Here is a 20,455-nt window from a genome sequence, read left to right as displayed (position 1 = left end):
CTGCATGTTAAAGCGCGTGTTTTACAGCCTGTCTGTCCTGGTCGGCATACTGCTGTTGATCGTGCTGGGTCTCGACCGCTGGATGAGCTGGAAAACAGCCCCCTACATTTTTGATGACCTACAGGACCTCCCCTACCGTCAGGTTGGCGTGGTGCTTGGCACCGCCAAGTATTACCGCACCGGCGTCATAAATCAGTATTACCGGTATCGTATTCAGGGCGCGCTGAACGCCTATAACAGCGGCAAGGTGAACTATCTGCTGTTGAGCGGCGACAACGCGCTGCAAAGCTATAACGAGCCGGTGACGATGCGCAAAGATCTTATTGCCGCAGGCGTCGACCCGGCCGATATCGTGCTCGACTACGCCGGATTCCGCACGCTTGATTCCATCGTGCGTACCCGCAAGGTGTTCGACACCAATGATTTCATCATCATTACCCAGCGTTTCCACTGCGAGCGGGCGCTGTTTATCGCCCTGCATATGGGCATTCAGGCGCAGTGTTATGCGGTGCCATCGCCAAAAGATATGCTGAGCGTGCGCGTGCGTGAGTTTGGCGCCCGTTTCGGCGCGCTGGCTGACCTGTACCTGTTCAAACGTGAACCGCGCTTTTTAGGCCCGCTGGTGCCGATCCCAACGATGCACGAAGTGCCGGAGGATGCGCAGGGTTATCCGGCGGTAACGCCAGAGCAGTTGCTGGAAATTCAGAAGAAGTAATCCAGATCTACAGTGCGTGATATAAAACGCATTACTCTCTTTTTAGATACCTAATGAGTGATATAAGTAGCAATACTTGTTTTTATCACTGACTATGAGTAATATTTTACACATTGTCGCGTTATGGAGGTGAGATGGAGACGTTAACCGTACAGGCATATCTGAACGAAACATGGACGGATATCGCTCTCATCAAATATCCTGGAAGTGAAAAAAAAGACTGGAATACCACGCAGTTAGACTATCTTACTGAGTATGCGATTAATTTTCTCGACTATGATGATTTTCACGCAGTCTCAGTCAATCACCCTGTATCACTTTTTTTTGATGACCATGGCCAACCGGGCTGGCTGCGATTTATCGACGATATCATTCCCGCCGGAGCAAGCCGCCGTTACTGGATTAATGCGCTCGACATCAGTGAGTTACCCGTTGGCCAGCAAAATTTCTTATTGCTGAAATTTGGCACAATGTCCCCTGTGGGGAATTTGCGCATAAAGGAATCCGTCCCAGAATGGAATAAATTCGCCAGCACTAAAACGTTTACGGTTGCGGACGTCATCGATCGTGCGGCCGATTTTCTGGATTATGCCCAGGAAAGAGGCGCGGCGGCGGGTGGTGCAACCGGTGCTGGCGGTGAAGCGCCTAAACTTTTGCTGCGCTGTAGTGAAACTGATGCCATCTGGATCGATACCTGGCAAAACGAGCCGGATAACCGGGACCGCTATTATTTGGTTAAATATCCACGCGGTAACAGGACAGAAGTGGATTGTAATATTCTGCGAGCTGAATTCCATTATTATCATGAGCTTAACGCGATGGGTTTTTCCACGATCCCAGTGGAAACAATGCGCCTTGAAGAAGGTAGCCATTACCCGTCTCTGTGGTTACCGCGTTTTGACATAGTGAGAAATGAGCAGGACCAACTGGTCAGGCTGGGTATGGAATCGGTGTATTCGCTATTACAAAAGGCACCCGGCACCCTCCTTGATCATGAGACAACGTTGCGCGCGTTAATTAATAAAATCACCTCCAGCCATATGGTCCAGCAGCAGGGTTATCATTTTGATATTCCGGGATTTGTAACAGAATGGGTGCGTCGCGATCTGCTAAATATTATTTTTGGAAATAGTGACAACCATGGGCGAAATACCGCCTTTGTGAAGGCTGAAAATCAAATTATGCTCTCCCCTGTATATGACTTTGCGCCGATGAAAGCCGATCCTGAAGGGATACCAAGAACCCTGAAGTGGTCATTATCTTGCGAATCAGGGGGGGATTATAATTTCAACACTATCGCACAAACGCTGGCGGAGTGGATCCCTCCCGCAACATTACTTGATGCTCTGCATGAAACAGCCGTTCAGCTTATTGATCTCCCAGAAAGGCTGGCGGCGCGAGGCGTTCCCGAACAGATAATGGAAATGCCCGCGATGGGTTTTCGCTACATCCCGGATAAACTTTCCCGTTGGGGTTTATTATGAAAACACCTAATGAAGCTGAATCAGAGCTTTTACAGACATTAGCTCAAGTACGCAGCGTAAATAAAAAGCGACATCATGACGAGGCGGAAGAGCCGGATAAGCCATCGGTAGTGAAGAGGCAACGCGTTACACAAGGCTTAACGCGGATTAGTACTCTCGATCGCCAGGCTGTACTGCATGCAGCCATACGGGACATTTTGCTGGGGAAAATCACACAGGGAGAGGCGCTGAAAAGGCTCAGGGTCGAGGTGTTAGGGCTGAAGCAGGATGAATATGCAAAGCTGGTCAGCGTATCCCGGAAAACATTGTCGGATGTAGAAAATAACAGAGGCAATTATTCCGCTGACGTCATAAATAAAATCTTTAAACCCTTTGGGCTTCAAACCGGACTAGTGCCCGTTTCAAAATCGCTTATCGCTTCACTTTTCTCATAAAAAAACCCGCATCGCTGCGGGTTCTTTCATTCCAGCGCTTATTTCTTACGCGCGTACTTCAGTGAATCCAGGGCAACCGCGAAGATGATGATCGCACCCTTGATTATGTACTGCCAGTACGGGTTCACACCGATGTAGGTCAGGCCGTAGTTGATAACGGTGAAGATGATCACACCGGTCACCACGCCCAGCACGGTACCCACGCCGCCGCTGAAGGAGACGCCGCCAACCACGCAGGCCGCAATCGCATCCAGTTCGTACATAAAGCCGAGGTTGTTGGTTGCAGAGCCGATACGGCCTGCTTCCAGCATCCCGCCGAAGGCGTAGAAGACCCCGGACAGGGCATAAATCATCAGCAGGTTCAGAGCCACGTTGACCCCGGAGACCTTCGCCGCTTCCGGGTTACCGCCGATAGCAAAGATGTTTTTACCGAAGCGGGTTTTGTTCCACAGGATCCAGACGAATGCCACCGCAATCAGCGCATAGAAGGTGATATAGGAGAGACGGAAGCTGCCGAGCGCAACAAACCCCTGCGTGAAGGTCGAGAAGCCGCTGTCGAAGCCAGAGATTGGAGACGCGCCGACGAAATCGTAGTACAGGGAGTTGATACCATAAACGATGATCATCGTGCCAAGCGTAGTGATGAATGGCGTCACGTTCAGGTAAGCAATGATGATGCCGTTAATCAGGCCAATTACCGCGCCGATGGCACACACGATCAGGATCACCACGAAAATCGGCATGGTCGCCATCTCCGGGAATACCTTGTTGGCGTTTTCCATCGACTGCAACAGGGTTGCCGCAATGACCGCCGCCAGACCCACCTGGCGCCCTGCCGAAAGGTCAGTCCCCTGGGTAACGATAAGCCCCGCCACGCCAAGCGCGATAATAATACGTACGGAAGACTGGGTCAGAATGTTACTCAAGTTCAGCAGACTTAAGAACGTAGGGTCCTGGAAAATAATAATCGCCAGCAAGACTAAAAGAACAACGTAAATACCGCCTTCTTTCAGATAAGTGAGAAAACTTTTTTTATTTAACGCACTCATGAGGAGCCCCTGATCTTAAAGGTGCAAAGACGCAAGACGCAAAATTTCGTTTTGCGTTGTCGTTTTGGTTTCAACAATACCGGCAACGAGACCATTGCTCATAACCAGAATACGGTCTGTGATCCCTAACAATTCCGGCATTTCGGAAGAAATAATAATGATCCCTTTATCTTTTTTCGCCAGCTCTGCGATAAGCTGGTAAATCTCAAATTTTGCACCCACGTCGATACCGCGCGTAGGTTCATCCAGCATCAGAATTTCAGGCTGGGTTAATAGCCAGCGACCAATAATGACTTTCTGCTGGTTTCCTCCCGAAAGTGAGCCAATTTGCGTGCGGTGGCCCGGCGTTTTCACGCGCATGGAGTCAATCACCCACTGGGTATCGCTCTTCATGCGGGAATTATCCAGCAGCCCGACCTTGTTTTTGTAATTGCGAATATTAGAAATTAACGAGTTAAAGTTAATATCCAGATAAGCGTAAATACCGGTGGAACGACGCTCTTCCGTCACCAGCGCAAAGCCATTATTAATGGCTTCGTTGGCGTTGTGGTTGTTGATTTTCTTACCGTGCAGCGTAATGGTGCCTTCGGCTTTCTCACGGATACCAAACAGGGTTTCCACGATATCGGTGCGCTTAGCGCCCACCAGCCCTGCGATGCCAAGGATCTCCCCCTTGTGCAGATCGAAAGAGACATCGCGGATAGACGGCTGACGCAGCGAGGTCAGGTTACGCACCTCCAGAATCACTTCGCCTGGCTTGTTTTCTTTATCCGGGAAGCGCTGGTTCAGAGAACGGCCAACCATCATGGCAATGATCTTGTCCATGTCCAGCCCTTCCAGCGGCTGGGTGGCAATCCACTGGCCGTCGCGCAGGATGGTGATTTCATCGCACAGCTGGAAGATCTCTTCCATTTTATGTGAGATATAGACAATGCCACAACCGCGATCTTTCAGCTTACGAATAATGGTAAAAAGGTGGTTAACCTCTTTTTCCGTTAATGACGATGTCGGTTCATCCATGATCACAATTTTCGCATCATAGGAGAACGCTTTGGCAATTTCGATCATCTGCATCTGGGAAACGGATAATGTCCCGACGCGGGCGCGCGGGTCGATATCAATATCCAGCTCATCAAAAATGGCTTTGGTGTCGCGATACATTTTATCCTGATCGACAAAGACACCTTTGGTTGGATAACGACCCAACCACATATTATCCATAACTGAACGTTGCAGGACCAGGTTTAATTCCTGGTGTACCATCGAGATACCGTTCTCCAGCGCTTCTTTCGCTGAATGGAAGTCGATCTCTTTTCCCTGAAAAAGAATGCTGCCAGAATCTTTTTGATAGATCCCAAAAAGGCATTTTAATAATGTTGATTTACCCGCACCGTTTTCACCCATTAATGCATGAATAGAGTGAGGACGAACTTTTAAATTAACATTATCGAGCGCCTTAACACCGGGGAATGACTTATTGACACCGGTCATTTCCAACAAGTATTCACCGGACGACTGAGTAGTTGTGCTGACCATAATTATACCTTGTTGGCCTCGCATATCGCGTTATAAAAGGGCGCAACGAATTGCGCCCAGTGAAGATAATGCAGATAACTTATTTACCGATAAACTCAGCCAGGTTGGACTGGTCTACGCCCACGTAAGGAACGCGAACGATTTTGTTGTCAACTTTCCAGTTAGTCCCGTCAGCGGCACCTTTACCATCGGCCAGGTTTTTCGCCAGATCGAAGGTGGCTTTCGCCTGGTTGTTGGCATCGTTCAGTACGGTACCGGCCATAGCGCCAGATTTCACCAGCGCCAGCGCTTCTGGCAGGGCATCCACACCGAATACAGGAATCGCGGATTTGTTGTGTGCTTTCAGCGCTTCTACCGCACCCATTGCCATCGCATCGTTGTTGGCAATGACCACTTCAATTTTGTTGGCGTTAGGGCCGGACAGCCACGCGTCCATCTTATCTTTCGCCTGAGCGGTATCCCACATTGCGGTGTCTAACGCCAGCTGCTGGGTTTTGAGGCCCTTGTCGTTCAGCTCTTTAATAACGTAGGTGGTACGTGCTTCAGCATCTGGATGGCCCGGTTCGCCTTTCAGCAGAACGAACTGAATCTGACCATCTTTGTTCAGATCCCAGTTTGGGTTCGCCGCCCAGTGTTTCGCAATCAGATCGCCCTGGATAATCCCGGACTCTTTGGAGTCGGTACCCACGTAATACGCTTTGTCGTAGCTGTCCAGCGCTTTACGGGAAGGTTCTTTGTTGAAGAAGACAATTGGCACGTTCTGGCCGCGCGCTTTCTCGATCACCGTGCCTGCCGCAGCCGGGTCAACCAGGTTAATAGCCAGCGCTTTAACGCCTTTTGCCAGAAGAACGTCAATCTGATCGTTCTGTTTGGACTGGTCATTCTGGGAGTCATTCATCAGCAGCTGCACGTCTGGCGCTGATTTAGCATCTTTTTCAATTGCTTTACGCACAACGGACATGAAGTTATCGTCGTATTTATAGATAGTCACGCCAATACGGGTATCCGCTGCGTGTGCTGCTGCGCCAAAAAGCATGCTTGCCATGACAGCAGACAGAGTCAACACCTTCTTATTCATGGTATCTCCGGTTTTTTTTATGCAGGGTAGTTCTTGTGAAAAACGGTCGGCGGGCAGATGTTAATAAAACGTTACTGATCGCCGAAGTTCACTTATAAAATGTCCAGCTTCCGTGTTCGGTAACGCTCCAGAAATGCGTTTTATTCGTTGTTTGAGGCATTGCGATAACGGTAAAAGTGAATAATCACCGTTACATTGTGTTTCAGCCCCTAAAACGCTGACATCATAGACAGCGGCTTGTTAAGATACTGTGAATTTACTCACAGATTGAAAACGGTTACATCACGTGATGTTATCAGTTAGTGATCGGAGCCACAGTTTGTCGGATAGCGACCGAATGGCGGCGTACTAAAGTCGGCATAAAACAATGCGTTGCGTCAGGATCTAACAGTCCTGCCGCCCCCTGTAACGCCAGCTCTGTCGCCAGTTTCGCCATCGACGCAATAGGGTAACGCACCGTTGTCAGCTGCGGATCGGTGTAACGGGCAATCGGGATATCATCAAAACCGATCAGCGATAAATGCTGCGGCACCGCAATGCCATTATCTTTCAGCGCGGTAAGCGCACCTGCCGCCATGCTGTCGTTATAGGCAAACACGGCCGTCAGCTGAAGATTACGCCCCAGCAGTTCAACCATTGCCGCTTCACCGCCCTGCATGTCCGGCGAACCGGTACCCACCCAGCTTTCCAGCGGCGCAATGCCCTGCTCTTTCAGGGCGTTTTGCCAGCCCTCGCGGCGCATCATGTCGTCTTCAATACCGTGGCTGGAAGCCAGATAACCTATGCGCTGATGGCCGTTGCTGATGAGCATCCGCGTCGCCATCATCGCGCCGCTGATGTTATCCAGACCGACGCAGCGATGCGCGTAGCCGGGGACGATACGGTTGATCAGCACCATGCCGGGGATCTGCTCCATAAACCCGGCCAGCTCTTCATCGCTCAGGGCTTTTGAGTGCACAATCAGGGCGTTACAGCGCTGGCGGATCAGTACCTCAATGGCATAACGCTCTTTTTCAGCCTCGTGATAGCTGTTGCCAATCAGCACATATTTCTGGTGCTGCTGGGCAACCACATCCACCGCTTTGACCAGCGCGCCGAAGAAAGCGTCCGACACGTCCATCACCACTACGCCAATGGTATCGCTGACCTGCGTCGCCAGCGCCTGGGCATTGGCGTTTGGCCGGTACCCCAGCTGGGTCACGGCTTTCATTACGGTTTCACGCGTTTCAGGGCTGACCAGCGCACTGTTGTTCAGCACACGGGAGACAGTAGCAACAGAAACACCCGCCTGGCGGGCGACGTCACGAATGGTGATCATATTCACCACCCTTTAAAGGATTGCAACAACTCACAGACACCCCCTGTGTTTAGCAAGGTGGCTATTCTGGCAGCGAGAGAGAGGAGACTACGTGAAGAAGCTCACACAGATGAAAACGCTTACATCCGTTTTGTTAATGATTGTGATCCAGATCGTTATCTGGATGTATTACGCAATGACACGCCCGAAGCACGAGCGGTTAACTGTCGCCATGCCCATTCCAGCGGGCCCTGACGGAAAAAACGCAGCCAGACAACTGAAAACACCACGTTAACAATCCAGACCGGAATAACAAACGCCAGCAGCGTCAGGCGATCGAATTTCATAAACAGGCCGAATCGGTAGAAAAGCGTGGTGCATATCAGCGTTTGCAGGATGTAATTGCTTAACGCCATCCGCCCAACGCAGACCACCGCACTGACGATCCACAGGCGAGAAAGCTGGGGCCAGAAGCCATAGATCAGCGCCGCATAGCCAATGGTCTGGAACGGCGCGCTCAGTTCGCGCGGCACCTGCAACAGGAACGCACACCAACGGTAATCCCATTGTAGATGCCACTGCATCATCACCGCCGGGAGGTTGATGATCACGCCGAGCAGCACCAGCCCTGCACCCGTACGACGATAGTGTCGCAGGCTAAATTCCCCTTTCAGCCAGCCGGTGCGCATCAGGGCTGCACCCATCAGCATCATCCCCGCCAGCTGCCAGCCGTATTGCGCGCCCAGCGCCAGCAGGTTATCGCCGAGCATATCGGCCCGGTTGCCGATCGCTTCCATGCCGCCTTTCAGCTTCCAGAACTGCTCATATTGCAGGTTGGCCGCATCCGGGATCCATGAACGACTGGTGGAATCATCGGCAATCATGCCAAGCAGCAATAACACGGCCAGTCCCATGACATAGAGCATCACGCCGGTGTTAAACAGGCTTTTCACACCGGGTGCGTCGCGGATCAGCCGCCAGCAAATCAGGCCCACCAGACCATACGCGAGCAGAATATCGCCGTCCCAGAAAAGCAGCCCGTGAATAAAACCGAGGATAACCAGCAGCGTTAAACGCGACTGGATCCAGCGCGTACCGCGTTTGAGGAGAAGCTGAAGTCCCGCGCCAAACAGAAGCGCAAAGAGGGTCAGGAATTTCACCTGTGCAAAGAGATCGAGGATTGCCCACGTCCAGGCGTCGCTACGCGTGATGTCGCCATACCACGCAGGATTCAGATAGGCGGCCTTCGGCAGACCGAAGGCGCTGATATTCAGCAGCAGGATACCGAGAATGGCGACGCCGCGAACAAAATCGAGCGTGACGTTTCGCTCCATGGTCCCTGCCCTGTCTGATTAGTTGTGGTGACGCACGGCGCGCAGGAACTCCTGGCGGGTGTTCTGGCTCGATTTGAACAGGCCGCCCAGCGAAGTGGTGGTGGTTGCGCTGGTAGCATCACGCACGCCGCGCGCTTTCACGCAGTAGTGCACCGCGTCGATAGACACCGCCACATTGTTAGTCCCCAACAGGGTTTGCAGTGCGGTCAGGATCTGCTGCGTCAGACGTTCCTGCACCTGCGGACGCTGGGCAAAGAACTGCACGATGCGGTTGATCTTGGACAGGCCAATGACCGTATCTTTTGGAATATAGGCCACCGTCGCTTTACCATCGATGGTCACAAAGTGATGCTCGCAGGTGCTGGTCAGCGTGATATCGCGTACCGTCACCATCTCATCGACCTTCATCTTATTTTCAATGACGGTGATTTTCGGGAAGTTCGCGTAATCCAGGCCGGAGAAAATTTCGTCGACGTACATCTTCGCGATGCGGTGCGGCGTCTCCATCAGGCTGTCGTCGCTCAGATCGAGATTCAGCAGTTGCATGATCTCCGTCATATGGCCGGCGATCAGACGCTTGCGGGTAACATTGTCCAGCTCCTGCACGGGCGGGCGCAGTGGCGTTTCAAGACCGCGCGCAACCAGCGCTTCATGGACAAGGGCTGCTTCTTTACTGAGTGATGACATTCTTTTCTCCTGCAGGTGTGGCGTCTTTTGCCCTCGTTGTGGCAAAAGTGTGCGCTCATTGTGCGTGAGGCGACGCACATAATCCAGTATTCACGACGATAATTATTGCAATTGCTGTTGCCTTTCAGCCTGACGGTTCCAGACTAACGCTCCGCCAACGAACAGCGCGATCCCCGCCAGCCCCAGCGCAGGTTCCAGACGGTGCGTGAGCCAGGTCGACAGAGCCGACGTGACCGGACCCACCAGCTGACCAATGGCATACCCGGTGGTGAGCAGTCCCGCCATGTAACGCGTGTGGTCTGGCGCCAGCTCGCGACCGTACAGAAGAGAGAGCTGCACGGCGCAGAGGAACCCGCCGCCCACCAGCAGCCCCCCCGTCAGCAAGCCGCCTATGCCCGGCAGCAACCAGGCCGCCAGCACGCCAATCCCCTGTAACCAAAGAACAATCGCCAGCCTGCGGTTAGCGCTTGATGTATGCCGCAGGGCAATGCTCAGCGCAATCCCCACCACCGAGGCGGCGCCAAATATTGGCCAGACAAACTGGGCAAACAGGCTGCCGGGAAAACGCACCGCCGCCATTTGCGATAAAAAGGTCGCCGGGAGGATATAGCCGAACCCTGCCAGGCTGTAGCTCCAGACCAGACGCCTGAGATCCGCAGTCAGCAGCAACGGCTCAGGCGCGGTACCAGGGCGATGAAGCTGACCTGCGCGCGGCAGGTAGCGCGCCACCAGTACGATCAGCACCAGCGCCAGTACGCCGTAGATTTGCCATGCCGCCCCGGCGGACAAGGATTTCGCCTGAATATAGACCGCCAGCAGGCCGCTCAGGGCGATGCCGGCCCCTGGTCCGGCAAAGACGGCCGCACTGAGTCCCGGTTTGCCCAGCTGCCCCAGCCGCTCGTTGGTCCAGGCGGCAATCAGCACCATCGACCAGCCGCTCATGCAGCCGATCACAAAGCGCAGCAGACCGTGAACAACGGCATTCTCTGCCGCCGCGGAGAGCAGCGTCAGCGCCACCGCACCGGTGATGCCAAGCCAGAGACGTGTTTCAACGAAGCGATGGGCGCGCATGGCATCCCATGCCCCTACCAGATAGCCCAGATAGTTCATTGCCGCCACCAGCCCCGCGCTGGTAAGCGTGAGTTGCCCGGCGGCTATCATCAGCGGCACCTGAGGTGTGAAGGCGAAGCGTCCTATCCCCATCGCCACGACCAGAACCACAAATCCGCTGAGCGCGATACGCAGCGCCATGATCGCTCCAATTGTTAAAGAAAAGTAAATTTATGATGCAACATCTCGCCGTCCTGCGAAAGTGAAAGTTGCTCACAGGTCAATGAAAACTCTGTATTATGCGTTTTATGAATAGTCTTTCGTATAAGGAGCCCTGCATGGAACTGCTCGAAGAGCATCGTTGTTTTGAAGGTCGACAGCAGCGCTGGCGGCACGACTCCACCACGCTGAATTGTGCTATGACGTTCAGCATTTTCCTGCCCCCTGCGGACAATCCACCGGTGCTGTACTGGCTTTCAGGCCTGACCTGCAACGACGAAAACTTCACCACCAAAGCGGGCGCCCAGCGTATTGCCGCCGAACTGGGCATTGCGCTGGTGATGCCAGATACCAGCCCGCGTGGCGAGGACGTGGCCGACGATGCCGGATACGACTTGGGTAAAGGCGCTGGCTTCTATCTCAACGCCACGGAACAACCGTGGGCGAGCCATTACCGCATGTATGACTACATTCGCGATGAACTGCCTGCCCTGGTGCACTCTCAGTTCGCGGTCAGCGAGCGCTGCGCGATAAGCGGACATTCGATGGGTGGCCACGGGGCGCTGATAATGGCGCTAAAAAATCCGGGGAAATACACCAGCGTGTCCGCATTTGCGCCGATTGTGAACCCAACGCAGGTGCCGTGGGGGCAAAAAGCCTTTAGGCACTATCTGGGTGAAGATGTAGAGAAATGGCAGGAATGGGATAGCTGCGCGCTGATGCTGGCGAGCCAGTCAGAAGACGCTATCCCGATGCTGGTGGATCAGGGTGATGCCGATCAGTTCCTCGCCGGGCAGTTACAGCCTGCGGTGCTGGCGGAAGCCGCGCGCCAGAAGGACTGGCCGCTAACGCTGCGCATTCAACCGGGATACGACCACAGCTATTACTTCATGGCGTCCTTTATTGAGGATCATCTCCGCTTCCATGCGGAGCATCTGTTCAGGTAAGTTCCGCCTTTTGCCCGGTAGCGCCTCCTGCCTGCCGGGTCTTTCCCCTCCCCCTCTTTACATACTTCTATCCGCTTGAATCCAGCCTGTTTTCCGTCGCCATCACTCAAACACAAATGATTTCAATTATCATTTGTGTTTACAATTCTACATTCTTTTGTACAATTCCAGGCTCTTCTCCATCTCAAAGAGTTCTTACAAGACAAAAACATACAGTTCTCAGGGTTATCCCGATGGAGTTTTTTTCATTTTTATACGGAATGTACAAATGACAATACCACGCATTAAGCTCCTGGCCGTCGCCATTGGCGCTGCCACATGTTCCCCCTTCGTTCACGCAGCCGATCAGGACACCGTTGTCGTCACTGCAACGGGTTTTGAACAAAAGATCCAGAATGCCCCCGCCTCCATCTCTGTGATTTCAAAACAGCAGATTGAAGATAAAGCCTACCGTGATGTTACCGATGCCCTGAGAGATGTCCCGGGTGTTGTCGTCACTGGCGGCGGGAGCAGCAGTGATATCAGTATTCGCGGCATGGCCTCTCAGTACACCCTGTTCCTGGTGAACGGCAAACGCGTCAGTACGCGAAGCACCCGCCCCAACAGCGACAACTCGGGTATTGAACAAGGCTGGCTGCCGCCGCTTGAGTCCATTGAGCGCATCGAGGTCATCCGCGGCCCGATGTCCTCGCTTTACGGCTCCGATGCGATGGGTGGCGTCATTAACGTCATTACCAAAAAAGTCTCGAACACCAAAGCCTGGACCGGTTCGTTGCATGGCGATGCAACCTTCCAGGAAAATCATGATTCCGGCGATATCTTCCAGACCAACGCCTACGCCTCTGGTCCCCTGATCGACGGACTTCTGGGCGCAAAGGTGACGGGGCTGTTGTCACGCCGCGCAGAAGATAAAATCGTGAACGGCTATAACGAGCAGAAAATGCGTAACGGTGGCATTACGCTGAACTTCACGCCGGACGAGAAGAACGATTTCGACCTCGACTTTGCTCGCGAACTTCAGGACAGAAACAGCACCCCGGGGATGTCGAAAGCGGCTGAAACCTGCCGGGGAACAACCTGTACGCCAAATACCAAAAGCGACTCGCGCTATGAGCACACGACCTACTCGTTAACCCACAGTGGTTATTACGAAGACTTCAATACCACCAGCTATATCCAGCAGGAAGAGACCAATAATCCAGGTCGCGAAATGCGCTCCTATAACACCACCTTCAACAACCAGAACCAGATTTTCCTCGGCGATCATACGTTGACCCTCGGCGGGCAGTATCGCTATGAGAAACTGCGCGACAACGGTAATCAGCTGGAAGCTGCTGACGGCCTGAACAAACTGACGCGCTGGAGCTGGGCCCTGTTTGCCGAAGATGAATGGTCAATGACGGAAAGCTTTACGTTGACCGGCGGCCTGCGTATGGACAAAGACCAAAACTACGGTACTAACTGGACGCCGCGCGGTTACGGCGTATGGCACCTGGCCGATCAGTGGACGTTGAAAGGCGGGGTTTCTGCTGGCTATCGTGCGCCGGATCTGCGTCAGTCGTCTGCCAGCTGGGGCCAGGTGACAGGTGGCGGCCGTCTTGACGGTATCATCGTCGGCAACCCGGATCTGAAACCAGAGAAGAGCCTGAGCGAAGAGCTCGCCCTGCTCTGGGATAACAACGATGACCTGAATGCCGGCGTAACGCTGTTTAATACCGACTTCAAGGACAAAATTACGGAAGTTCGCCGCTGTAACAGCAGCGCCGATCCCGCCTGTACGATTGGCGGTCACAGCTATGATTTCGTCAGCGATCGCGTCAACGTGGACAAAGCCAACATGCGCGGTGTGGAGTCCTCCTTCGGGTGGAAGATCACGCGTGATGTGAACTGGACTGCAAACTACACCTATACAGAGTCCGAGCAGAAGAGCGGCCAGTTCTCCGGCAAGCCGCTGAACAAAATGCCGAAACACATGTTCAACACCACCCTGGACTGGCAGGCGACACCAGACGTCGGGTTCTGGAGCCGTCTGAACCTGCGCGGTAAAACGTCTGAGTACCTGAGCCGCACGTCAATGTCCCAGGGTACGCCGTCCTACACTCAGGTTGATGTCGGTATGCGCTACAACGCCAACAAAAACCTGCTGGTTACTGCCGGTGTGTATAACGTGCTCGATAAGCAGATTGATTACGATACGTATGACACCGTGCTGGATGGCCGCCGCTATACCGTTGGCATGACCTACAGCTTCTGATCTGCCATAAAAAAGCCCGCTCAACTGAGCGGGCTAAAAGAGAGGAAGTGCGGTTATTATTTAAATCGTTCCGGGAAATCCATTTCACTGTAGCGAACGAAGCGTGTTCCTTTCGTCAGTTTGTAGCCAAACCAGATGATCAGGAACAGCGGAATGCCAATATAGGTGGCCGTGACGGCGCCCCAGTCAATGGTGTCCGCAAGGAAGGCCTCATAGTTCTGACCCAGGGTAATAATCAGGCACAGAACGAAGGCGAAGATCGGCCCCAGCGGGAAGAATCCTGACCGGTACGGCAGGTTATTCAGATCATGCCCCTGCTTGACGTACCCGCGACGGAAACGGTAGTGGCTGATGGCAATGCCCAGCCAGGCAATGAAGCCCGTCATACCAGAGGTGTTCAGCAGCCACAGGTAGACCGTCTGGTTGCCGAACATGGAGGTCAGGAAACAGAGACCCGCAATCACCGTGGTCGCATACAGCGCGTTGCGTGGCACGCCACCGCGAGACAGTTTCGAGAAAATACGCGGTGCTTTACCGTCGCAGGCCAGGGTGTAGAGCATGCGGGTGGAGGCGTACATCCCGGAGTTACCCGCAGACAGTACCGCCGTCAGGATCACCGCGTTCATCACCGCCGCCGCTGAGAGCAGACCCGCGTGCTGGAAGACCAGCGTGAACGGGCTGACGCTGATGTCTTTTACGTCGTTACGCAGCAGGCTTGGGTCGGTATACGGAATGATCAGGCTGATAATCAGGATCGCGAACACATAGAACAGCAGGATACGCCAGAACACCTGACGCACCGCGCGCGGAATATTCTTCTCCGGGTTTTCGGATTCACCGGCCGCAATGCCAATCAACTCGGTACCCTGGAAGGAGAAGCCGACAATCATCGCCACGCCAATCATCGCCGAGAAGCCCCCGGCAAACGGCGCATCGCCTATTGTCCAGTTACTCCAGCCCGCCGGTTCAGCCCCTTTGAAAATACCAACGATCATCGCCACACCGACGACGATAAAGATGATGACGGTTGCCACTTTAATCAAAGAGAACCAGTATTCCGCTTCGCCGAAACCGCGCACGGAGATGTAGTTCAGCAGGAAGATGACCGCCAGGAACAGGGCGCTCCAGATCCAGCCGGGCGTGTCAGGGAACCACCAGGTCATCACCAGCTGTGCCGCGACGAGGTCAACGGCGATGGTCACCGCCCAGTTGTACCAGTAGTTCCAGCCCAGCGCGAAGCCGAAGCCTTCCTCAACGTATTTTTGTCCGTAGGTCGAAAACGAACCAGACACCGGCATGTATGCCGCCAGTTCGCCCAGGCTGGTCATCAGGAAGTAGACCATCAGGCCAATCAGGATATAAGAGAATAATGCCCCACCCGGGCCGGCTGCCGAAATTGTTGCGCCAGAGGCAACGAAAAGACCCGTACCGATGGAGCCGCCAATGGCGATCATCGTCAGGTGACGCGCCTTAAGTGCGCGACGTAGCGCGGGCGCTTGTGTGGTTTTAGTTTCTGAAACCATGTGAAAATGCTGTCCATTCAATAAATGAGGCGCGATTGTAGCAGACGATCTGCGTTGCTTCCGGCAGAAATACTCAGTTATAAGAGAGCTTCATGACTCGGCCAGGATTATAAGTAAAGCATAATTTTTCCCTCTCCCCTTTGGGGAGAGGGCCAGGGTGAGGTGCGCTTTTACATCTCGCAGTAGCGCAGAAAACGCTGGAGCGAGCTGGAAAGGTGTTTCTGACGATGATGGATGCACCACAGCGTGCGCACCAGCTTCGGCAGCGGAACAGGGATCTCAACCAGTGAGCCGGTTTCCAGCTGTTCGGCAATCACCCGTCGGGAAAGACAGCTAATGCCCAGACCATGGCGTACGGCATGCTTAATGGCCTCGGAGTTACCTAATTCCATCCCTAACTGGAACTGCGGTAGATGGGACAGCAGCAGATAATCGACAATCTCACGCGTGCCGGAGCCCTGCTCTCGCAGGATCCACTGCGCTTGCGCCAGCCGCTCCAGCGTGACCTCGCCCTGGAGTAAAGAAGAGGCCGGAGAGGCAAACACCACCAGCTCATCCTCCAGCCAGGGCTCCGCAATGATATCCACGTTGTGGCACGGCCCTTCGATAAGCCCGATGTCCACGCGGAAATCAATCACCGCGTTGATCACGTCCTGGCTGTTGCCGACGCTCATCTCCAGCGGCAGGGTCGGAAAATCCCGGCGGTAGCGGGCAATCACTTCCGGCAGGATGTAGTTACCGATCGTGCTGCTGGCGTAGACGCGAATAGCGCCGTTGTCCTCGCGGAACAGCTGTTCGATCTCCGTCGCCTGCTCCAGTAAAGCCAGGGCACGCGGATACAGCAGGCGGCCATGTTCGTTCACCACCAGCCGCTTCCCTACCCTGTCGAAAAGCTGGACGCCCAGTTGCCCTTCAAGATCGGTCAAGGCCGCGCTAACGGCGGACTGCGAGAGCGCCAGCATTTGTGACGCCTGGGTTGTCGAGCCGCTTTTCAGCACCTCGGCAAAAACTTCCAGCTGACGCAATGTAATGTGCATGGTTGCTTACCACTTATAAAGATTGATTATAAATATATAATCAATTTTATTTTTAAGCCAGAGCGCCGTAACCTTTAGCCAGACAAAGGAGAAGGTTATGTCAGAAATCACCTTACAACATCATCGTACAGTGTGGCACTTCGTGCCGGGTCTCGCGCTCAGCGCCGTGGTTACCGGCGTGGCCTTATGGGGCGGCAGTATACCGGCGGTTGCCGGTGCAGGGTTCAGCGCCCTGACGCTGGCCATTCTGCTCGGCATGGTGGTCGGGAACACCGTTTACCCGCACATCTGGAAATCCTGCGACGGCGGCGTGATTTTCGCCAAGCAGCATTTATTACGTCTCGGGATCATCCTTTATGGCTTCCGTCTCACCTTTTCGCAGATTGCGGATGTGGGTGTCAGCGGGATTGCCATTGACGTCCTGACCCTTTCGAGCACCTTTTTACTGGCGTGCTTTATCGGCCAGAAGATCTTTGGGCTGGACAAACAGACCAGCTGGCTGATCGGTGCGGGTAGCAGCATCTGCGGCGCGGCGGCGGTACTGGCAACAGAACCCGTCGTTAAAGCCGAAGCCAGTAAAGTCACGGTTGCCGTCGCGACGGTAGTTATCTTCGGTACGCTGGCGATCTTCCTGTATCCGGCCATGTATCCGCTGGTGGCGCACTGGTTTAGTCCGGAAACCTACGGCATTTATATCGGCTCAACCATGCACGAAGTGGCGCAGGTGGTGGCGGCAGGTCACGCCATTAACCCGGAAGCGGAAAACGCGGCGGTCATCGCCAAAATGCTGCGCGTAATGATGCTGGCCCCGTTCCTGATTTTCCTCGCGGCGCGGGTTAAACAGCTTGCTCCGGCAGGCGGCAGCGAGAAAAGCAAAATCACCATTCCGTGGTTTGCGATCCTGTTCATCGTGGTCGCTGTCTTCAACTCTTTCCACCTGCTGCCAAAAGCGATGGTGGATATGCTGGTCACGCTGGATACGGTCCTGCTGGCGATGGCAATGGCGGCGCTGGGCATCACCACGCACGTCAGCGCGCTGAAAAAAGCCGGGGCGAAACCGCTGCTGATGGCGCTGGTGCTGTTCATCTGGCTGATAGTTGGCGGCGGTGCGATTAACCTTGCGGTACACAGCCTGTTGGCATAAACCATCTCGTCCTTCTCCTGTTAACCCGTTATCATAGGCATTTCGGGTTAACAGGAGTCTTTTTATGAAATATGTTGGAGCGCACGTCAGCGCTGCCGGTGGCCTTGCGAATGCCGCCATTCGCGCCGCCGAAATCGAGGCGACCGCTTTCGCCCTGTTCACCAAAAACCAGCGCCAGTGGCGCGCAGCTCCCCTCACCGCGGAAGTGATTGATGACTTCAAAGCCGCCTGCGAGAAATACGGCTACGGGCCTGGCCAGATCCTTCCCCATGACAGCTACCTCATTAACCTCGGTCACCCGGTTGCCGAGGCGCTGGAAAAATCCCGCGAAGCGTTCCTGGATGAGGTTCAGCGCTGTGAGCAACTGGGGCTAACGCTGCTGAATTTCCATCCCGGCAGCCATCTGATGCAAATCGACGAAGACGCCTGTCTGGCGCGCATCGCCGAGTCAATTAACATGACGCTGGATAAAACCCAGGGCGTGACGGCAGTGATTGAGAATACCGCCGGTCAGGGCAGCAACCTCGGCTTTAAGTTTGAGCATCTGGCGGCGATCATCGACGGCGTGGAAGACAAATCCCGCGTGGGCGTGTGCATTGATACCTGCCACGCGTTTGCGGCCGGTTATGACCTGCGCACAACTGAGGCCACAAAAAATACCTTCGAGGAGTTCGAGCGTATTGTTGGTTTTAAATATCTTCGCGGTATGCACTTAAACGATGCGAAAAGCGCCTTTGGTAGCCGCGTTGACCGCCATCACAGCCTGGGCGAAGGCAACATCGGCCACGATGCGTTCCGCTTTATCATGCAGGACGCTCGCTTCGACGGTATTCCGATGGTGCTGGAAACCATCAATCCGGACATCTGGGCAGAAGAGATTGCCTGGCTGAAGGCACAGCAAACCGCTGAACAGGCGGCATAAAAAAAGCCGGGTTGCATTAGCACCCGGCTTTTTTATTGCTTACCGCTTACGCTGCTTTCGCCACAACTTCCGCTTCCGGACGTTTCAGCACCGCGTAAGAGAGGCCCGCCACCAGCGTACCGGCAACAATCGCCAGCAGATAACCCAGCACCGGCGTGATGGCGCCAGGGATCAGCAGGACAAACAGACCGCCGTGCGGCGCCATCAGTTTCGCACCTACGGCCATGGAGATAGCCCCCGTCACCGCACCACCCACGATACAGCACGGCAGAACACGCATTGGATCGCGCGCCGCAAACGGAATTGCGCCTTCGGTGATGAAGCACAGGCCCAGCACCAGCGCAGCTTTACCGCCTTCCTGCTGCGCTTTATCGAACTTACGACGGGCAATGATCGTCGCCAGGCCAAGCGCCAGCGGTGGCACCATACCTGCCGCCATGATCGCCGCCATCGGCGCGTAGGTCTGGGTACTCAGCAGGCCAACGCCAAACGCATATGCCGCTTTGTTCACCGGCCCCCCCATGTCGGTACACATCATACCGCCGAGGATTGCGCCCAGCAGCACCGCATTCGCCGTCCCCATGGTTTGCAGCCAGTGGGTCAGACCTTCCAGAATGCCCGCGACCGGCTTACCAATCAGGTAAATCATCGCCAGACCGACCACCAGGCTGGAAATCAGCGGGATGATCAGGATAGGTTTCAGCGCTTCCATACTCTGCGGCAGCTTCAGCTTCGAGCTGATCAGCTTCGCCACATAACCGGCGAGGAAACCGGCAATGATACCGCCGATAAAGCCAGAACCGGTGCTCACGGCCAGCATACCGCCGATAAGACCCGGCGTCAGACCCGGACGGTCAGCAATGGAGAAGGCGATAAAGCCCGCCAGCACTGGCACCATCAGCGCAAACGCGGAGCCGCCGCCAATCTGCATCAACGCGGCCGCCAGCGTGCCCGGCTCTTTAAACGCCTCGATACCAAAGGCGAAGGAGAGCGCAATACACAGGCCGCCCGCCACCACCATCGGCAGCATGTAGGACACGCCGGTCAGCAGGTGACGATACGCACCCGCAGACTCTTTTTTCCCTTCAGTCGCAGTTTTAGCCGCACCGGTTGCCTGATACGGTTTGGCTTCTGCCAGCGCCTTATCAAACTCCTGCGCGGTCTTCTTCAGCGCCAGGCCGGTAGAGGTACGGTACATCGGCTTGCCGGCAAACTTCGCCAGATCCACTTCGATATCCGCCGCCACAATCACCAGATCGGCTTCCGCCACCTCTTCAGGCGTGATGGCATTGCCCGCGCCAACAGAGCCGCGAGTTTCAACCTTCACCCACCAGCCACGTTTTTTCGCTTCGGTTTCAATGGCTTCAGCCGCCATAAAGGTGTGCGCCACACCTGTCGGGCAGGCCGTTACCGCAACAATGCGTTTCGGCCCAACGGCGGCAACCGGCGCCGCCTCAACAGGTGCGCTGTAAACCGTCGCATGACCTTTTGCTTCGCTCAGAAACAGTTCAGGATGTGCCACCGCGCGATTAATATCACCCAGCCACACTTTTTTGCCGTTCAGGGCGCTGTCAGCGGGGATTTTGTCGCCCAGAACAATCGCCATTTCAGCATCACCCGGGTTATCAATGATATCCAGGTGCGCTTTTTGTGCCGCCGCGCCCAGCAGGGTCTTCGCCATATAGGCACGAGCCTGTCCGAGACCGGAGTCAATGATCAGCAGCGTTTTCATTATTCCTCTCCTG

General features: G+C 54.5%; 17 protein-coding genes. 7 read left to right on the top strand and 10 right to left on the bottom strand.

The window, feature by feature from the left end:
• The first annotated feature begins 4 nt into the window (after positions 1 to 4).
• The 3 genes from sanA (at position 5) to CU081_RS11810 (ending at position 2,633) form a co-directional block, all read left to right on the top strand.
• Entirely contained in the window at positions 5 to 715 is a 711-nt protein-coding gene (gene sanA, locus CU081_RS11820) for an outer membrane permeability protein SanA (RefSeq protein ID WP_003859314.1), read from the top strand.
• A 134-nt stretch (positions 716 to 849) separates the two neighbouring features.
• Positions 850 to 2,199, top strand: a complete 1,350-nt coding sequence (locus CU081_RS11815; RefSeq protein ID WP_022651516.1) for a type II toxin-antitoxin system HipA family toxin — start codon at positions 850 to 852, stop codon at positions 2,197 to 2,199.
• On the top strand, positions 2,196 to 2,633 hold the full coding sequence (locus CU081_RS11810) for a helix-turn-helix transcriptional regulator (protein WP_003859317.1): 438 nt from the start codon (positions 2,196 to 2,198) through the stop codon (positions 2,631 to 2,633). The genes CU081_RS11815 and CU081_RS11810 overlap by 4 nt, the downstream gene beginning before the upstream one ends.
• Before the next feature lie 38 nt (positions 2,634 to 2,671).
• Here CU081_RS11810 and mglC read toward each other — a convergent pair whose 3' ends face one another.
• The 7 genes from mglC to CU081_RS11770 all read right to left on the bottom strand — a co-directional run bounded on the left by mglC (position 2,672) and on the right by CU081_RS11770 (position 10,865).
• Positions 2,672 to 3,682: a galactose/methyl galactoside ABC transporter permease MglC gene (gene mglC / locus CU081_RS11805; protein ID WP_003859318.1), complete on the bottom strand. Its 1,011-nt coding sequence runs from the start codon at positions 3,680 to 3,682 to the stop codon at positions 2,672 to 2,674.
• Between the two features lie 15 nt (positions 3,683 to 3,697).
• The gene (gene mglA / locus CU081_RS11800; protein ID WP_003859320.1) at positions 3,698 to 5,218 is read right to left on the bottom strand and encodes a galactose/methyl galactoside ABC transporter ATP-binding protein MglA; all 1,521 of its coding nucleotides are present in this window, start codon (positions 5,216 to 5,218) and stop codon (positions 3,698 to 3,700) included.
• A gap of 79 nt (positions 5,219 to 5,297) precedes the next feature.
• Positions 5,298 to 6,296, bottom strand: coding sequence for a galactose/glucose ABC transporter substrate-binding protein MglB (mglB, locus tag CU081_RS11795; protein ID WP_003859322.1), 999 nt, complete (start codon positions 6,294 to 6,296; stop codon positions 5,298 to 5,300).
• A gap of 295 nt (positions 6,297 to 6,591) precedes the next feature.
• Positions 6,592 to 7,614 (bottom strand): HTH-type transcriptional regulator GalS, encoded by a 1,023-nt coding sequence (gene galS, locus CU081_RS11790; protein WP_003859324.1) that lies wholly within the window; start codon positions 7,612 to 7,614, stop codon positions 6,592 to 6,594.
• A 155-nt stretch (positions 7,615 to 7,769) separates the two neighbouring features.
• Positions 7,770 to 8,927, bottom strand: a complete 1,158-nt coding sequence (yeiB, locus tag CU081_RS11780) for a DUF418 domain-containing protein YeiB (protein ID WP_003859326.1) — start codon at positions 8,925 to 8,927, stop codon at positions 7,770 to 7,772.
• 18 nt (positions 8,928 to 8,945) lie between these two features.
• A complete protein-coding gene (gene folE, locus CU081_RS11775) occupies positions 8,946 to 9,614 on the bottom strand; it encodes a GTP cyclohydrolase I FolE (protein ID WP_003859328.1) in 669 nt (222 codons plus the stop codon).
• Between the two features lie 102 nt (positions 9,615 to 9,716).
• Positions 9,717 to 10,865, bottom strand: a complete 1,149-nt coding sequence (locus tag CU081_RS11770) for a YbfB/YjiJ family MFS transporter (RefSeq protein WP_003859330.1) — start codon at positions 10,863 to 10,865, stop codon at positions 9,717 to 9,719.
• 137 nt (positions 10,866 to 11,002) lie between these two features.
• Here CU081_RS11770 and fghA point away from each other — a divergent pair, with 137 nt between their 5' ends.
• Entirely contained in the window at positions 11,003 to 11,830 is an 828-nt protein-coding gene (gene fghA, locus CU081_RS11765) for an S-formylglutathione hydrolase (protein ID WP_003859332.1), read from the top strand.
• Positions 11,831 to 12,098: 268 nt separating this feature from the next.
• Positions 12,099 to 14,084, top strand: a complete 1,986-nt coding sequence (locus CU081_RS11760) for a ligand-gated channel protein (RefSeq protein ID WP_003859334.1) — start codon at positions 12,099 to 12,101, stop codon at positions 14,082 to 14,084.
• Positions 14,085 to 14,140: 56 nt separating this feature from the next.
• Here the strand turns inward: CU081_RS11760 and CU081_RS11755 are convergent, their stop codons facing one another.
• Together CU081_RS11755 and yieE are read right to left on the bottom strand one after the other, a co-directional pair.
• Entirely contained in the window at positions 14,141 to 15,607 is a 1,467-nt protein-coding gene (locus CU081_RS11755; protein ID WP_003859336.1) for an amino acid permease, read from the bottom strand.
• 170 nt (positions 15,608 to 15,777) lie between these two features.
• Positions 15,778 to 16,644 carry a DNA-binding transcriptional regulator YeiE gene (gene yieE, locus CU081_RS11750; protein ID WP_003859337.1) on the bottom strand — a complete coding sequence of 289 codons (867 nt, stop codon included), beginning with the start codon at positions 16,642 to 16,644 and terminating at the stop codon, positions 15,778 to 15,780.
• A gap of 97 nt (positions 16,645 to 16,741) precedes the next feature.
• On the opposite strand from yieE, the gene CU081_RS11745 reads away from it, so the two are divergent.
• Together CU081_RS11745 and nfo are read left to right on the top strand one after the other, a co-directional pair.
• A complete protein-coding gene (locus tag CU081_RS11745; protein ID WP_003859339.1) occupies positions 16,742 to 17,788 on the top strand; it encodes a YeiH family protein in 1,047 nt (348 codons plus the stop codon).
• Positions 17,789 to 17,852: 64 nt separating this feature from the next.
• Complete coding sequence (gene nfo / locus CU081_RS11740) at positions 17,853 to 18,710, top strand: deoxyribonuclease IV (protein ID WP_003859342.1); 858 nt, start codon at positions 17,853 to 17,855, stop codon at positions 18,708 to 18,710.
• A 46-nt stretch (positions 18,711 to 18,756) separates the two neighbouring features.
• On the opposite strand, the gene fruA is transcribed toward nfo, so the two are convergent.
• On the bottom strand, positions 18,757 to 20,442 hold the full coding sequence (gene fruA, locus CU081_RS11735) for a PTS fructose transporter subunit IIBC (RefSeq protein ID WP_003859344.1): 1,686 nt from the start codon (positions 20,440 to 20,442) through the stop codon (positions 18,757 to 18,759).
• Between the last annotated feature and the right edge of the window lie 13 nt (positions 20,443 to 20,455).

Source organism: Enterobacter sp. CRENT-193, assembly GCF_002787395.1.
Classification (GTDB): Bacteria; Pseudomonadota; Gammaproteobacteria; order Enterobacterales; family Enterobacteriaceae; genus Enterobacter; species Enterobacter hormaechei_C.
The sequence above is the reverse complement of the archived record's forward strand: the minus strand, read 5'-3'. Positions and strand labels throughout refer to the sequence as shown.

What these genes read in the sequence shown, in the direction of transcription:
- sanA (WP_003859314.1), top strand. Translation starts at nt 5, where the DNA reads ATGTTAAAGCGCGTGTTTTACAGCCTGTCTGTCCTGGTCGGCATACTG.
- CU081_RS11815 (WP_022651516.1), top strand. Translation starts at nt 850, where the DNA reads ATGGAGACGTTAACCGTACAGGCATATCTGAACGAAACATGGACGGAT.
- CU081_RS11810 (WP_003859317.1), top strand. Translation starts at nt 2,196, where the DNA reads ATGAAAACACCTAATGAAGCTGAATCAGAGCTTTTACAGACATTAGCT.
- mglC (WP_003859318.1), bottom strand. Translation starts at nt 3,682, where the DNA reads ATGAGTGCGTTAAATAAAAAAAGTTTTCTCACTTATCTGAAAGAAGGC.
- mglA (WP_003859320.1), bottom strand. Translation starts at nt 5,218, where the DNA reads ATGGTCAGCACAACTACTCAGTCGTCCGGTGAATACTTGTTGGAAATG.
- mglB (WP_003859322.1), bottom strand. Translation starts at nt 6,296, where the DNA reads ATGAATAAGAAGGTGTTGACTCTGTCTGCTGTCATGGCAAGCATGCTT.
- galS (WP_003859324.1), bottom strand. Translation starts at nt 7,614, where the DNA reads ATGATCACCATTCGTGACGTCGCCCGCCAGGCGGGTGTTTCTGTTGCT.
- yeiB (WP_003859326.1), bottom strand. Translation starts at nt 8,927, where the DNA reads ATGGAGCGAAACGTCACGCTCGATTTTGTTCGCGGCGTCGCCATTCTC.
- folE (WP_003859328.1), bottom strand. Translation starts at nt 9,614, where the DNA reads ATGTCATCACTCAGTAAAGAAGCAGCCCTTGTCCATGAAGCGCTGGTT.
- CU081_RS11770 (WP_003859330.1), bottom strand. Translation starts at nt 10,865, where the DNA reads ATGGCGCTGCGTATCGCGCTCAGCGGATTTGTGGTTCTGGTCGTGGCG.
- fghA (WP_003859332.1), top strand. Translation starts at nt 11,003, where the DNA reads ATGGAACTGCTCGAAGAGCATCGTTGTTTTGAAGGTCGACAGCAGCGC.
- CU081_RS11760 (WP_003859334.1), top strand. Translation starts at nt 12,099, where the DNA reads ATGACAATACCACGCATTAAGCTCCTGGCCGTCGCCATTGGCGCTGCC.
- CU081_RS11755 (WP_003859336.1), bottom strand. Translation starts at nt 15,607, where the DNA reads ATGGTTTCAGAAACTAAAACCACACAAGCGCCCGCGCTACGTCGCGCA.
- yieE (WP_003859337.1), bottom strand. Translation starts at nt 16,644, where the DNA reads ATGCACATTACATTGCGTCAGCTGGAAGTTTTTGCCGAGGTGCTGAAA.
- CU081_RS11745 (WP_003859339.1), top strand. Translation starts at nt 16,742, where the DNA reads ATGTCAGAAATCACCTTACAACATCATCGTACAGTGTGGCACTTCGTG.
- nfo (WP_003859342.1), top strand. Translation starts at nt 17,853, where the DNA reads ATGAAATATGTTGGAGCGCACGTCAGCGCTGCCGGTGGCCTTGCGAAT.
- fruA (WP_003859344.1), bottom strand. Translation starts at nt 20,442, where the DNA reads ATGAAAACGCTGCTGATCATTGACTCCGGTCTCGGACAGGCTCGTGCC.